The following is a 13,729-nucleotide window of genomic DNA, read 5'->3' on the forward strand; positions in this document are numbered from 1 at the left end:
ATCCCCCGAGGCTGCCCATTTCCGTCGTGTCCGCAGTACCTCAGGGGTCCGCCGGCCGGGATTCCGCACACGCGAACTGCGTGGCCAACGCAACACGAACAGCCGATCCCGGTGCGCTCTTCCGGCGCACTTGGGTGTCGGCCCGGCCCGGTGGCCGGTGGGAACGACGGGCGTTATGGAGCATCTACTACTGCGTAGTCGCGTGATGCTGCGAAGGCGTACGAGCGAGCGAGGTGGTGGAGGGCAGGATGCGTGTGATCCGTGCGGATGAGAAGGCGAACGCGGCCAGACGCCGTTCGCTCCTGCTGCGCTGGGCGGTGCCGTGCCTGGCGGCGGCTCTTCTGCTTCTCCCTCCCTTGCTCGACAGGCGGCCGGTCGGGGTGTCCGCCGACCGGGTCTCCGCGCTCCTCGATGGACCCGGGGACCGAATCCGCTCTCGCGTCTGCGAGCACACGATGGTCGGGGTGGCGCATCAGGACGACGACCTGCTGTTCATCAATCCGGAGATCCAGCAGTCCGTGGGGCCGCGATGCACTTTCAGCACGGTCTATCTGACCGCCGGGGACGCCGGCCGGCCTTACGACGAGGGCGACTACGTACAGAGCAGAGAGGAAGGCGTGCGAGCGGCCTACGCCGAGATGGCGGGCGTCCCGGACCACTGGACGCGGGCGGACTTCCACACGGCTGGCCGCACCATCGCCTCCTACACCCTGAACGGGAAGACCGGGGTAAGGCTCTCCTTTCTCAGGCTTCCTGACGGAAGTCCGGACGGCAGCGGAAACGCGAGGTACTCCCACCAGAGCCTTCTGAAACTCTTCCGCGGCGAAATCCGAACCATTCAGCCGGTAGACGGGACGCGGAGCTACACAGAGCGGCAACTCGTCGATTCACTCACCATTCTCGCCAGGCGGGACGGAATCAAGCGCATCCTCACTCTTGACTACGACAACGCAACCTTCGGACACACATATGTGCCGGGCGCCGATCACAGCGACCACGGAGTGGCCGCCAGGTACTTCCGACGCGTCGCGTTCGGTCTCTCGGGCGGATCTCAGGACGCGGCGAGGGGATATCTCGGATACGGCATGTCCCGTCTCCCCGAAAACCTCGACCCGATCCGGGCGCGGCAGAAGGACGCGATTTTCCAGTCCTATCGCAGAGGTGCGGGGTGCGGATCCAGCCCGTGTCCGGCCGGGCATTACATGAGCGGGAAACACCAGGAGTGGGTGCGCCGGGAGTACTCCCTGAAGCCCCGGGCAGCGCGCCCAGGAGAGATCGTCTCGGCGATGGGCCTGGCGAATCAAGCAGGGCGACACGAGCGCTGCCTCGGTTCGGCGGGCCGCCCGAAAGGCTCAGGAAAAGCCCTGGCAGCCAGCACGTTCGACTGCGACGGCAACGTCACCCAGTCCTGGCGCATCCACGTCGGAACCCTCGGAGCCCCCGGAACTCTCGAATCGAAGGCCAATCGACTTTGTCTTACGGCTGCTTCACGAAGGATCACCGTTTCGACGTGTGATGGTCGGCCTCACCAGAAATGGCGCCTGGACAAGCACGGGCGGATCGAATCCGGCGGGCACTGCCTGTTCCAGGACGACTTGGCAGCCCCAAACCCACGACTGGTTCTGGGGCCTTGCACCCCGCAACGACCGGAGCTGCGCTGGTACGGGACAGCGGTAATGCCGGGCTCGTAGCTGAAAGCCTCCAGGAGATTCTTCGTCTGCCGGTGATACATGACCCGCACCTGTGATGACCAGCGAATACGGGTGACCTGGTGCACCTTCGGCGGGACCTGGCCCGGGAATGGCCCGGATCCTGGAGTACTGCAGTATTCGATTGCCCGTCCGCGATCCTGATGAGCCTCTTCTCCTCTGCCCGCCCGGCTTTCGTGAGGGCACGGTTCGCTGGATCGTGTGAACCCAGAGCTGGTCGGCGTCACCGGCCTCGAGCCGACCGCGGTAGACATCGATCTCGTGGCCGCTGAGCGGCAGGTTCTCCTGCGACTCGGTGATTCTGGCTGTCGCTCAGGGCCTCGCGAACAGGCGGGCCACACTGTAGGAGTTGACGGCGATCAGGGCGCGGGCTCGGTGGGCGGTGGCCATGTCGCTCGCGGCGCGCCGGAGGTCGCTGATGAGAACGTGGCCACCCAGAGTCTTCCGACGAATCGACCGCGCAGAGGAGGCGGACAGCCCGCTTCCCATCCCTCTTCGTGGGGTTGCCTCCTTGACACCGCGCCGGCTTTTTGGCTTTCTCGGTCCTCGGTCATAGTCGGCGCCATGGACTATGACGTAGTGGTGGCCGGGGGCGGCCCGGTCGGATTGATGCTGGCCTGTGAGCTCCGGCTCGGAGGCGCGCGGGTGGCCGTCCTGGAGCGCCTCACCGAAGTGGACCCGACGATCAAGGGCGGGGCGATCACCACGCCCAGCGCCGAGGCGCTCTACCGCCGGGGCATGCTGCCCGCGCTGGCCGAGGTGCAGCGGCAGGCGATGGACCGCTTCCAGGCATTCATACGCGAACGGAACGGCGGGGACGGAGTCGGGGCCGCGGGCCAAGGGCTCGGGTTCGTCGGGCACTTCGCCGGAATCATGCTCCGCGCCGACCTGGTCGACCGTACGGAGCCGGGCCTCGGCGACGCCGGACCCGCCGCCGAGATCGCTTTCGTGGCACAGCAGGACATCGAGCGGCTGCTCGGCGGGCGGGCGGACGAGCTCGGCGTCGACGTGCGCCGGGGAGTGGAGGTGACCGGCTTCGACGCGGACGACGGGGCAGTCACGGTGCGGACCAGCCGCGGGACCATACGCGCCGGCTGGCTCGTGGGCTGCGACGGCGGCCGCAGCACGGTCCGCAAGGTCGCGGGGTTCGCATTCCCCGGCACGGACCCGGAGACCACCTGTCACCAGGCGGTCGTGGAGATGACCGGCGCCGAGGACCTGACGGTCGGCTGGACCGCCACGGACGCCGGGGTCTACGCCCACGGGCCGATGCCGGGCCGCATCGTCACCGTGGAGTTCGACGGCCCGCCGGTTGACCGGGAGGCGCCGGTCACCGCCGAGTGCCTCCAGGCGGCGCTGCGCCGCGTCTCCGGCGTGGACGTCACGATCACCGGGGTGCGGACCGCGACCCGCTTCACCGACCACGCCCGCCAGGCCACCGAGTACCGCAAAGGCCGGGTGCTGCTGGCGGGCGACGCGGCGCACGTGCACTCCGCGTTCGGCAGCCAGGGGCTGAGCCTGGGTATCGGGGACGCGATGAACCTCGGCTGGAAGCTCGCCGCGGTGATCGGCGGCCGGGCGCCGGAAGGGCTGCTGGACACCTACACCGTCGAACGGCACTCGGTCGGCGCGGGGATCCTCGACTGGACCCGTTCCCAGGTCGCGGCCATGCGCCCGGACCCGCAGTCCCGGGCGCTGCGCGCGATCGTCAGCGACCTGGCGGAGACGGTCACGGGCACCACGTACCTCACCGCCCGGCTCAACAGTGCCGGAGTGCGCTACGCGCTGCCGGGCGAGCACCCGCTGACCGGCCGCAGCGCCCCGGACCTCGAACTCGCCGACGGCAGCCGCCTCGCGGACCACGTCCACGGCGGCCGGGCGCTTCTGCTCGACCTCACCGACGACCCGGAGCTCCGGGCCCTCGCTGTGGGGTATGCCGACCGCGTCGACACTCTGACGGTCGGCTGCGCGGCCCGCCCGGAACTGGCGGCGGTCCTCGCCCGTCCGGACGGCTTCACCGCCTGGGCGGCCGACGCGGGGGCGCCGACGTCGACGGCCGGGCTGGCGGAGGCGCTGGAGGTGTGGTTCGGAGTGCCGGAGGATGCGGTGACGCCGGGCTGATCCGCCGCTCTGCTGACTGACTCGAACCACGAGCCGATTCCGCCCGCACCCCGGTCCCGGCCCAGCGGCAGCCCGGAGCTCTCACCGGCCGCCGACCGTACCCGCCGCCACACATAGTCGCCACGCCTTCCGTCGGTGTTACGGCTGCCGACACCCTGCGAGCCGGTGACCCGTGCAAACGTCACCGCCGGGACAGCCCCGGCGGTGACGGTCACGCACCCGGGTCACGCCTCTTCGGCCGCGTCCGGATCGCGCAGCGGGCGCAGGCCGCCCGGCAGTTCGGGGAGCTTGAAGGAGTACCGGCCGAGCATGCTGGCGTGGTGCCGTACGAACGGGGAGAGCCGGGCCACGTCCTCGTCGCGGACGTCGAAGGCCGAACGGTCCTTTGCTCTGCCGTCGAAGGCCACCGGGCCACGGTGGGCTTCCCGAGGCTCGGTGGCCGGGTCTGATCATTTCGGCCAATCGGTCACTTTGCGTCATCGTTGAGTAACAGGGAGGTGCGGGTGGGGGATCCGGGATACATAAGGGGAGTGGAGCAGCCCGCCCTGTAACGGCCGGGTTCAGATGGTAAGTCCGACCGGGGGCGGGACAGACAGAGTGCTGACGATCAATTTGGGGCTACTGCTCGCCGTCATCGTCATCTTCCGGCTCCGGCGGCGTACGCATGCCCGCAGCCGGACCGATGAGAAGTTCACCGTCGTCATCGTGCTCGCCTTGGGCGTGGTCATCGCTCCGACTCCGTTGGGCGAGGGGATCCTGGATTTCCTGAGCCAGCTCGTCTCTGGTATCTCCGACTCCAGCCGCTGACACCCGGAGCAACCCGTCGCCGCCCCGCGCAGGCCCTCACACCACCCCGTCGTGCGGCGCCGGACTTTCCCCGCTCTCGTAGGCAGCGCCAGCGGCGTGGTTCTCGGGTTCTGCTGCTCGTCGGCACCGGTCTGCTGGTGCCGATCCTGTCGGGCGCGCGGCTGCTGCACGGCCTGGCTCTGCCTGGTCGCCGTCGAGGTGGAGCTCACGCCGAAGCCGACGCCCGCGCTTCGTACGGGATCTCACCCCGCGACCACAGCAGCAGAGAGCTGCGGCATCCTTCCGGATGTGGCAGGGTGCCGCGGCGTGTTGACGGCTCAACCCGTACCTGTCGGAGCGGGCAGGGGCACCTGGCGGTGACGCGGCGTGGGATCAGCCGCAGCCGTGCCGGTCAGTGCGCTGGCTGAGGAAGAGAGCCGCACGGTCCAGTGCCTCGTCTGCCTCGTCCAGGGCGCCGGTGAATGCCTGGAACACGTGCGGCACGTCGGCGGTGATGTCCAGGATGACGTCCACTCCGGCCGACCTCGCACGCTCGGCAAGGCGTGTGGAGTCGTCCAACAGGATCTCGTTGGTGCCCACCTGGATCAGCATCGGGGGGAAGCCGGTCAGGTCGGCGAGGACGGCCGGGCTGAGCAGGGGCTGGTGGGGGTCGGCTCCGGCGAGCGCGTCGCGATCGTCGAACACCTGGCGCACCTGGAGTCGGACCAGTTGGAGTTCACCGCAGGCGTGCTCCGCAACACCTACGACGACACCCTCCAGGTCCTGCGGGAGACCGGCCGCCCGCACAACCCGGCCACCGTGGTCCACCAGGCGGTGCGGACGTTGTAGGTCTTGTCGGCTGGGACGGCTGGGCGGTGCCCGCCCTTCTTGTCCTTGGCTGCGGCGGCCCGGAGCCCGTTGTAGGTCAGCTCTCGTTGGAAGTCGCGTTGGACTTCCTCGGCCGCTACGCCTTCACCCGCCCGCCGGGCTGCGCTCGCTGCGTGACCCGAACACCGACGAGAAAGCGGCCGACGACGAGAACAGCTGACCGCTTCCCAGCGGTCAGGTCGTTCTGTTTGCTACTCGGCCTGCAGGACGAAGAACAGGAAGCACAGGAAGCGCGGCTCGGCCGCTATGGCCTCGGGGAACATCTCGCGGGCGGCGGGATCAGGATCCGGCTCGCTGATAACCGCTATCCGGAAACCGGCCCCGATGAAAGCCTCGATCATCGCGTGCAGCGGCCTGTGCCATCTGCTCACCAGGGCGGTCTGGCCGCCCACGGTCCACTCCACGGTCCAGTTGGTGGTGTCGAAGTAGTCGCACTCGGCCTCGCGGCCGGCCTCGCGGTGTATGAGGTTGACGGCAAAGGGATGGTCGACAGACGCGATCAGCCGACCGCCGGGCCTGAGTATGCGTCGCAGCTCGGCCAGCGCCGGCCCCCAGTCCTCCAGGTAGTGCAGCACCAGGGACGCCGCTACATCGTCGAACGTGTCATCAGCGTAAGGAAGCGGGCTGCCCAGGGCCGCCACCTGCAGATCCGCACCGTCGCCGAGCCGCTGCCGAGCCAACTCCAGCATCCCGGCACTCGTGTCGAAGCCACTCACAATGGCGCCACGGTCGCGCAGCGCGGCAAACAGGGCCCCCGAGCCGCAGCCGGCGTCGAGGATCCGCCGGTCGGCCACGTCTCCAGCGAGGGCCAGCATCGCGGGCCGCTCGTAGTAGGCATTGACCAGGTTGGTTTCGTTTGCGGCCGTGTACGCCTCGGCGAAGCTGCTGTAGTCGTTGGTCTTCGACGGATCCACACTCGCTGCGGACGGCGAGACCAGCTTGGTGGAAATCGCGTGCTCTTGGCGCTCGCTTGAAATCATGGTGCGGGAGACGTGCGCTGCAGCAGTTCGGTTCCTGCCTGCGGCCCACTGCTGCGCTGCGTCGTCGCACGGGTCGATCTCATCTACCTCGGAGTCCTCTCCCTGTCGGGCCGCGCCGGTGTGGCGGGCCCTTCCGGAATACAGCAAGCGCCCCCCGGCGCTGGTGCCGAAGCGCGAGGCTTACCCCGAAGCCGTCGAGCAGGCGCACGGCGACACGCTGACGTCTTACCTCCCTGCTCAGGCGGCGGTCCGCAGATGTTCGTGCGCCCACTCTTCGAAGCTGGTCAGGTCGATGCCCAGCGCACGAGCGAACTGCGGCCGGGCCGGCTGGCCGACGACCTCCATGAACTCGTGCGTGGCACCCATGTCTCCCATTCCGGCGGCGCGGGCCTGTTCCTCGGTCATGTCCGGGGCCGTCAGCGGGACGCCCACGGCCCCGGAGAGGATCTCGGCGATTTTGGTCATGGTCAGGTAGTCGCTGGCGAGCTCCAGTTCCACTCGGTGGAACTCGGCGGGGGCGGACATGGCAGCCGCCGCGGCTCGGCCCACGTCCTTGGCCGCTACGAGTGACAGGTGCGTGCTCGGTTTGACGACGGTGACCAGACCCCCTTCGACGCCGCGGGGGAAGTAGAACCGCATGGACGGCTCGAAGTTCTCCATGAAGAACGACGGCTTGAGCAACGTCCAGTAGGGAAAGTCGAGTTCGCGCAGCCGGTCCTGGATCGCAGTCTTCGTGCCGAGCGGGGCTTCCATCACCGCCCACCGGCCTTCGGCCCAGCCCGGGGCCTCGACGTGCTGTCCCACGCCGCTGGTGGAGGACTGGACGAACTGCTCCACACCGGCGGCCCGCGCAGTCGTCATGAGGTTGTCCGCCTGGCTGACCTCACCGGCGAAGTCGAACTCCTGCCCGGTGTATGCGGGCATCTGCACGGAGAAGACGGCCCGCACACCGTCCATGGCCGCCTCAAGGGTCGCGGGTTCGGTGAGATCGCCCACGAACAGGCTGGCGCCGAGCTCTTCGACGGCCCGCGCACGCGGCGTGCTCGGGTCACGCACCAGGGCGCGCACGGGTGTTCCCTGCGCGAGCAGGGCGCGGGCGGTGGCACCGCCTTGACGGCCAGTGGCACCGGCGACGAGAACCCGCGTTGCGGCAGTGGTCATGTGTGTACATCTCCTCAGCGGTCACGAACAGCGCAAACGGCGGGGCGCGCCGTTTCGTGTTCGCTACAATATGGCGGGGCCCGCCACTAATCAATGTTGGGGAGATCATGACCGGCCAGCGCTCGGACGCCCGCCGCAACTACGCGCACATCCTCGCCGTGGCCGAGGCCGAGGTGGCGGCCCAGGGGGCACAGGCGTCCCTGGAGCGGATCGCCCGCATGGCAGGCGTCGGATCAGCTACCGTGAGGCGCCACTTCCCCACTCGCAAAGCCCTGCTCGAAGCGGTCTTCAAACAGCGCGTCCATGACCTGTGCGACCGCGCTCGTACGCTCTGCGGCGAGCCCGACAGCCGCTCCGCGCTGGTGGAATGGCTGCGCGAGCTGCTCGCCTACTCACTCGCCGCACGCGGTCTGGCGGACGTCCTCTCCTACCAGCCCCTCCAGGACGAGGCCACCCAGGACTCCTGCGCTCCGGCCATCGGTGCGGCCGGCGCCCTGCTCCTGCGCAAGGCCATTGACGACCGGACTGTCCGGGCGGACATCACCATCGACGATCTGCTCGTACTGATCATCGGAATCGCCCTGGCCACCGAGAATTACACCGACCCGGCGACGCCGGCGGACCGCGCCTTCCGGCTCGCCGTCGCAGGCATCGGTGTCAACGGCACCTGAGCACTCACATAGGACCGTCACAGCCCTGGCAGCGGGGGACCGGATGTCGATGCCGTCCGGCCGGGCGGCCTGGGCGAGGGCCGCCCGGCGGGCCCGTCAGCCGGCACCCCCCGCCGCCATCGGATCGAGGTCCCTGCGCCGCCGGCTGATGGAGTCGGGGTCCCAGTCCGGCCGGGGAACGGATGCCAGCAGTAGCTGCGTGTACGGGTGTCCGGGGTCGGAGAGCAGCTCCGCGACAGGGCGGTGTTCCATGGTGCGCCCCCGGAACAGCACGAGCGCCTCGTCGCACACGTACCGAACGACGGCCAGGTCGTGGCTGACGAATATCAGGCCGATGCCGGTGTCGCGGCGGATGTCCGACAGGAGATTGAGCACCTGGGCCTGGACCGAGACGTCGAGCGCGGACACCGCCTCGTCCAGTACGAGCACCGCAGGTTCGACCGCCAGCGCACGTGCGATGGCGGCGCGTTGCCGCTGACCGCCGGAGAGTTTGCGCGGCAGGGCCGCCGCCTCCCGCTCTCCGAGGCCCACCTGGGCGAGGAGTTCCCGCATCCTGGCCGTACGGGCGGCGGGATCGGCGAGACCGTGCAGGCGCAGTGCTCCGTCGATGGTGGCGCCGATGGTGATCCGTGCGTCCAGCGACAGGTACGGGTCCTGGAAGACGATCTGCACCGCCTTGGCACGGGCGAGTCGGGCCGCCCTGCCGCGCACGCTCGTGGCCAGTGGTTCACCCTGGACGAGGATCTGGCCGGTGTCGGGGCGTTCGAGGCCGACCAGCATCCGGGCCGTGGTCGTCTTGCCGGAGCCCGACTCACCCACGATGCCGAGGGCGCCGCCGGCCCGCAGTGAGAACGACAGGCCGTCGACGGCGATGACCTCCGCCTTTCCCGTCCGGTAGGTCTTGCGCAGCCCGCTGACCCGGAGCAGTGTGCGGGCGCTGTTCTCGGCGGTCAACTGCCCTCCTTTGTGGCGGTGTTGTCCATGGAGGTGAGTGACTCTTCCGTGAGGTGGCAGGCGACCAGCGCCTTGCCGTGGCGCTCCAGCCGCGGCGCTGTCCGGTCGCAGACTCCGGGCCGGGCCAAACGGCAGCGCGCCGCGAAGGAGCAGCCGGGCGCCGAGTCGAGCAGTCCCATGGGGGAACCCGGGATCGGGGTGAGCCGGGCGGGCGGTCCGTCCGGGGCCTGGAGAGGTGGCGACGAGCCGAGCAGGCCCGCGGTGTAGGGATGGCGGGGTGTTTCGAAGAGCTGTGCGGTGGGAGCGGTCTCGACGATCCGGCCGGCGTACATCACGTAGATGCGGTCGCAGACCGCGGCCGCGAGTTCGATGTCGTGCGTGATGAGGAGCATGCCCAGGTCGCGTTCGCGCTGCAGCCGCCCGAGGATGGCCATGATCTCGGCCTGGGTGGAGACGTCGAGCGCGGTGGTGGGTTCGTCGCAGAGCAGCAGCCTGGGCCCGGCGGTGAGCGCTCCGGCGATCATGACGCGTTGCAGCATGCCGCCGGAGAGCTCGTACGGGTACTGGCGCAAGTGCCGTTCCGGGTCCGGGAGTCCGACCGCGCCGAGCAGTTCGGCGGCGCGGGCGTTGGCGCGGCCCTTGTCCCAGCCGTGGTTGATGCGCAGCGACTCGGTGAGGAAGTCGCCGATCCTGCGGACCGGGTTGATGCCTGCCCGGGGGTCCTGGAAGATCATCGACGCCGTGCCGGTACGGATCGACCGCAGGGCTGCCGGCCCGGCGCCCACCACCTCCGTTCCGTCGACGCGCACGTGGCCGTCGATGTCGGCCCCGGTGGGGAACAGCCCGAGGGCCGACCGCGCGGTGACCGACTTTCCGGAACCGGATTCGCCCACCAGCGCGACGATTTCACCCGCCGACACGGTCAGGTCGATGCCGTCGAGTACCGGCCGGGCCATGCCGGGCAGGGCGATGCTCAGGTTCTCGTACTCCAGCAGCGCCATCAGGTCTTCCTCCCTGCGAGCCGGTCGCCGACGTTCTCCCCGACGATGTTGAAGGCGACGACGACCACCACGACGGCGACGGCGGGCACGACCGCGGACAGCGGCTGGCCGCGCAGGACGGCGGCCTGGGACTGGTTGATCATGGCGCCCCAGTCCGGCGTCGGCGCCTGCACGCCCAGGCCCAGGAAGGACAGGGCGGCGAGATCGAGCAGCGCGTAGCCGAAGTTGACGGTGGACTGGGCGAGCACGGTCGGGCCGATGTTCGGCAGCAGCCTGCGGACGGCGACGTACACGGCGGAGTGCCCCTGCACACGGTAGGCCGCGATGTACGGCCTGGCCTGCTCCTGCATCGCGAGACCGCGCACCAGGCGTGCGGTGTACGGCATGTAGGCCACGGACATGGCGATCACCGGCGCCGTCATCCCCTTGCCGAAGACCGCCACCGCGAGAATCGCGACGAGCAGTGCCGGGAAGGCGAAGACGACATCGAGCAGCCGCCCGATCACGGTGTCGGCCCAGCCGCCCCGCCACGCGGAGAACAGGCCGATGGCGACGCCGGCGACGGTCGAGACCAGTACCACCAGCAGCGGTCCGACCAGACTCGTACGGCTCCCTTCGACGAGGGCCGAGAATGTGTCGTGCCCACCCTGGTCGGTGCCCAGCCAGTGGTCGGCGCTCGGACCGACGAGCCCCGTGCCCAGCTCTCCGTACGTCGGGTCCTGCGGTGACAGCCACGGTGCGAACACCGCGACCAGCACGAACAGGACGAGCAGGCCCAGGCACAGCTTCTCCAGCCGGCTGCCCCCCATGGAGCGCAGCTTGGCGACCGGTCCGCGGGTCAGTCCCGCCATCGGGGCGCTCATCGTGCACTCCCCGCTGCCGCTACCCGCGGATCGATCAGCGGGTGCACCAGGTCCACCAGGAAGTTGACCACGACGAAGGCGGCGACCACGAGCAGCACGATCGCCTGCACCACCTGGAAGTCCATCTGGTTGACCGAGGTCACCAGCAGGGATCCCACGCCCGACATGCCGAACGCGGTCTCCACGATCGAGGTGCTCACCAGCATTCCGGAGATGAGGAGCGCGGAGACGGTGACGATCGGGCCGAGGGCGTTGCGCAGTACGTGCCGCCGGATCACGGTCCACCGCGGGGTGCCGCGGCTGACCGCGACCTCGACGTGCTCACGGCCCAGTTCCTCCAGCATCGACGAGCGGGTCACCCGAGTGACCATCGCCATGAACGTGACGGACAGCGCGATCGCCGGCAGCACGACGTGGTGCAGCCGGTCGAGAAAGCCGGTGCCGTTCCCGATGGTCGGGAACCAGCCCAGCTTCACTCCGAACAGCGACCGCAGCAGCAGTGCGGCGACGAAGGCGGGGGCCGCGGCCCCCACCGTCACCAGCAGCATCAGCATCGAGTCGGTGCGGGTGCCGCGGCGCAGCGCACCGACGATGCCGGCCGCGAGACCGACCACCGCGATCAGCAGGGCGGAGGCGGCGATCAGCAGCAGGGTGGCCGGCAGCCGCGACCAGATGACCGAGCTGACGTCCTGGTGGAAGACGTAGGAGCGGCCGAAGTCGCCGTGCAGTACGCCGCCCAGCCAGTCCCAGTACCGGACGAGGAACGGCTCGTCGAAGCCGTATCTGTGGCGGATCTGGGCGAGTTCGTCGGGGCCGGCGCTGCGCCCGCGCACCAGGAAGCTCGCCGGGTCGCCGGGCGCCAGGTACAGCGAGGAGAACACCAGGAAGGAGGTGACCAGCAAGGTCGCCGCCATCCCGGCCAGGCGGCTCACGACCCCGAGTGCCCGGGTGGTCGTACGGCTCACTTCTTGGCCCCGATCTCGGCGGCCCACGGGTAGTAGAGGTAGGCGACCGACGGCTGGACGCCGGTGATCCGGTTGCCGAGGAAGACGTTTGTGGGCTGCGTGTACAGGGGCAGCCAGGGAAGTTCGCGCAGGGCGATCTTCTGCGCCTTCGCGCTCGCCGCGGCCCGCGCGGCCGGGTCGTAGGTGCCTGCGGCGTCCTCGATCGCCTGGTCGAACTCCTTGTTCGACCAGCCGCCGTAGTTGGTGAACATGCCGGTCTCCAGGGAGCCGTACAGATCCAGCGGGTCGGTGATCGACGTGTACCAGAAGGTCAGGAAGAGGTCGATTCCCTTGCGGGCGGCGGCGTCGGTGAAGAGCGTCGAGTACTTCTCCGGCGACAGCGTCTCGATCTTGGGGTCGAGGCCGATGGCCTTGGCGGCCTGCTCGACGGCCTGCGCGACGATCGTGGTCTGCGAGTCGAGGGGGCTGGTCGCGATGACGATCCGCTCCCCCTTCACCCCGGCCTTCGCCGCGATCTCCTTGGCCTTCGCCGGGTCGTACGGGTAGTGCGGCACGCCCTCGATGATGGCCCTGCGGTCCGCAGAGGGCGCCTGGTCCCACATGTTGTCGGTGACGAGGGCGTCGGCGACCTCGCCCGTCCCGCCGGCGCCGGCCTTGACGATGCCCTTGCGGTCGATGGCCATGAGCAGGGCCTTGCGCACCTCGGTGTCACCGAGCGGGCCCTTGAGGTTGCTGACGATCTCCTCGGCGACGGTGCTGTTGACGCCGTAGTAGAGCGTGCCGGCGGTGGACGAGCCGAGCTGGTCGTAGGCGTCGGCCGGGACCATCCAGCCACCGTCCACCTCACCGCTCCGGAAGGCGTTGACGCGGGTCGTCGGGTCGCTCAGGAACACGAACTCGACCTGCTTCGCCTTGGGCTTCAGCTCGGTGTTCCAGTAGCCGTCGAACTTCTTCAGGGTGAGCGACTGGCCCGACGCCCAGGACCTGAACGAGAACGGGCCCGTGCAGTTCACCCCGCCCTTGGGACTGCCGTAGTCCTTGCCGGCCTCGGCGAGCGTCGCGGCCGACTCGATGGTTCCCGAGCTGGTGGCCATCTCCTGGTTGAACACCGCGTCCGGCTTCGTCAGCCTGACGGTGACTTCCAGCGGCCCGGTCATGTCGATCGACTTCACGTTGCGGAACGTGTTCTCCCACGCGCTGCCCACGGCGGGGTCCATGTGGCGGCGCAGGGAGGCGACGACGTCCTTCGCGGTGAGGACCGTTCCGTCGTGGAAGCGCACGCCCGGACGGATCTTGTAGACCCATGTGGTGGGAGTCGGATTGGTGAACGAGGACGCCAGGTTCGGCGACGTCGTCAGGTCCGGGTTCCAGCGCAGCAGGCTCTCGCAGACATTGGCGAGGATCTGGTTCGGCGGGTAGTCGTATGCGTATGCGTAGTCGAGCGAGGAGGGCTCGGCGTAGATCGACCAGGTGAAGGAGCCGATGTCACCCGCGGCGGCGGGCGTCTGCCTGGTCAGCTTGTACGACGTGCCGGCGTCGGCGTCCTTGTCCGGGTTCGCCGTGCCGCTGCACGCACTGGTGACGAGTACGGCGCTCGCCGCGAGGAGGGTCCCCGCCACGCGGCGCACCG

Annotated in this window: 13 protein-coding genes; 4 read left to right on the forward strand and 9 right to left on the reverse strand. The window is 69.4% G+C overall.

The genetic code is table 11. The annotated features are described in order from the left end of the window. Positions 1-248: 248 nt before the first annotated feature. Entirely contained in the window at positions 249-1,691 is a 1,443-nt protein-coding gene (locus ACIQM0_RS15020; protein ID WP_401286340.1) for a ricin-type beta-trefoil lectin domain protein, read from the forward strand. A 582-nt stretch (positions 1,692-2,273) separates the two neighbouring features. After that, positions 2,274-3,830, forward strand: a complete 1,557-nt coding sequence (locus ACIQM0_RS15025; RefSeq protein WP_401286341.1) for an FAD-dependent oxidoreductase — start codon at positions 2,274-2,276, stop codon at positions 3,828-3,830. Between the two features lie 224 nt (positions 3,831-4,054). Here the strand turns inward: ACIQM0_RS15025 and ACIQM0_RS15030 are convergent, their stop codons facing one another. Further along, a complete protein-coding gene (locus ACIQM0_RS15030) occupies positions 4,055-4,237 on the reverse strand; it encodes a hypothetical protein (RefSeq protein ID WP_401286479.1) in 183 nt (60 codons plus the stop codon). A gap of 190 nt (positions 4,238-4,427) precedes the next feature. Between ACIQM0_RS15030 and ACIQM0_RS15035 the strand changes: the two genes are divergently transcribed. Next, positions 4,428-4,637, forward strand: a complete 210-nt coding sequence (locus ACIQM0_RS15035) for a hypothetical protein (RefSeq protein ID WP_401286342.1) — start codon at positions 4,428-4,430, stop codon at positions 4,635-4,637. Between the two features lie 372 nt (positions 4,638-5,009). Here ACIQM0_RS15035 and ACIQM0_RS15040 read toward each other — a convergent pair whose 3' ends face one another. The 3 genes from ACIQM0_RS15040 to ACIQM0_RS15050 all read right to left on the reverse strand — a co-directional run bounded on the left by ACIQM0_RS15040 (position 5,010) and on the right by ACIQM0_RS15050 (position 7,645). Then, positions 5,010-5,321 carry an alpha/beta hydrolase fold domain-containing protein gene (locus ACIQM0_RS15040; protein WP_401286343.1) on the reverse strand — a complete coding sequence of 104 codons (312 nt, stop codon included), beginning with the start codon at positions 5,319-5,321 and terminating at the stop codon, positions 5,010-5,012. A gap of 374 nt (positions 5,322-5,695) precedes the next feature. Further along, positions 5,696-6,484 (reverse strand): class I SAM-dependent methyltransferase, encoded by a 789-nt coding sequence (locus ACIQM0_RS15045; protein ID WP_401286344.1) that lies wholly within the window; start codon positions 6,482-6,484, stop codon positions 5,696-5,698. A gap of 237 nt (positions 6,485-6,721) precedes the next feature. Then, entirely contained in the window at positions 6,722-7,645 is a 924-nt protein-coding gene (locus tag ACIQM0_RS15050) for an NmrA family NAD(P)-binding protein (RefSeq protein ID WP_401286345.1), read from the reverse strand. Positions 7,646-7,752: 107 nt separating this feature from the next. Between ACIQM0_RS15050 and ACIQM0_RS15055 the strand changes: the two genes are divergently transcribed. Then, positions 7,753-8,316, forward strand: a complete 564-nt coding sequence (locus ACIQM0_RS15055; RefSeq protein WP_401286346.1) for a TetR/AcrR family transcriptional regulator — start codon at positions 7,753-7,755, stop codon at positions 8,314-8,316. A 96-nt stretch (positions 8,317-8,412) separates the two neighbouring features. Here the strand turns inward: ACIQM0_RS15055 and ACIQM0_RS15060 are convergent, their stop codons facing one another. The 5 genes from ACIQM0_RS15060 to ACIQM0_RS15080 are packed head-to-tail and all read right to left on the reverse strand — an operon-like array spanning position 8,413 to position 13,718. Beyond that, positions 8,413-9,270: an ABC transporter ATP-binding protein gene (locus tag ACIQM0_RS15060; RefSeq protein ID WP_401286347.1), complete on the reverse strand. Its 858-nt coding sequence runs from the start codon at positions 9,268-9,270 to the stop codon at positions 8,413-8,415. Next, positions 9,267-10,271, reverse strand: coding sequence for an ABC transporter ATP-binding protein (locus tag ACIQM0_RS15065; protein ID WP_401286348.1), 1,005 nt, complete (start codon positions 10,269-10,271; stop codon positions 9,267-9,269). Before ACIQM0_RS15065 ends, ACIQM0_RS15060 begins: the two co-directional genes overlap by 4 nt. After that, entirely contained in the window at positions 10,271-11,134 is an 864-nt protein-coding gene (locus ACIQM0_RS15070) for an ABC transporter permease (RefSeq protein ID WP_401286349.1), read from the reverse strand. The genes ACIQM0_RS15065 and ACIQM0_RS15070 overlap by 1 nt, the downstream gene beginning before the upstream one ends. Further along, positions 11,131-12,099 (reverse strand): ABC transporter permease, encoded by a 969-nt coding sequence (locus ACIQM0_RS15075; RefSeq protein ID WP_401286350.1) that lies wholly within the window; start codon positions 12,097-12,099, stop codon positions 11,131-11,133. The genes ACIQM0_RS15070 and ACIQM0_RS15075 overlap by 4 nt, the downstream gene beginning before the upstream one ends. After that, the gene (locus ACIQM0_RS15080) at positions 12,096-13,718 is read right to left on the reverse strand and encodes an ABC transporter substrate-binding protein (RefSeq protein WP_401286351.1); all 1,623 of its coding nucleotides are present in this window, start codon (positions 13,716-13,718) and stop codon (positions 12,096-12,098) included. The genes ACIQM0_RS15075 and ACIQM0_RS15080 overlap by 4 nt, the downstream gene beginning before the upstream one ends. Positions 13,719-13,729: the final 11 nt, after the last annotated feature.

The organism is Streptomyces sp. NPDC091387, assembly GCF_044756945.1.
GTDB lineage: Bacteria > Actinomycetota > Actinomycetes > Streptomycetales > Streptomycetaceae > Streptomyces.

Coding starts and splice junctions, on each gene's coding strand:
- ACIQM0_RS15020 (WP_401286340.1), top strand. CDS start 249: ATGCGTGTGATCCGTGCGGATGAGAAGGCGAACGCGGCCAGACGCCGT.
- ACIQM0_RS15025 (WP_401286341.1), top strand. CDS start 2,274: ATGGACTATGACGTAGTGGTGGCCGGGGGCGGCCCGGTCGGATTGATG.
- ACIQM0_RS15045 (WP_401286344.1), bottom strand. CDS start 6,484: ATGATTTCAAGCGAGCGCCAAGAGCACGCGATTTCCACCAAGCTGGTC.
- ACIQM0_RS15050 (WP_401286345.1), bottom strand. CDS start 7,645: ATGACCACTGCCGCAACGCGGGTTCTCGTCGCCGGTGCCACTGGCCGT.
- ACIQM0_RS15055 (WP_401286346.1), top strand. CDS start 7,753: ATGACCGGCCAGCGCTCGGACGCCCGCCGCAACTACGCGCACATCCTC.
- ACIQM0_RS15065 (WP_401286348.1), bottom strand. CDS start 10,271: ATGGCGCTGCTGGAGTACGAGAACCTGAGCATCGCCCTGCCCGGCATG.
- ACIQM0_RS15070 (WP_401286349.1), bottom strand. CDS start 11,134: ATGAGCGCCCCGATGGCGGGACTGACCCGCGGACCGGTCGCCAAGCTG.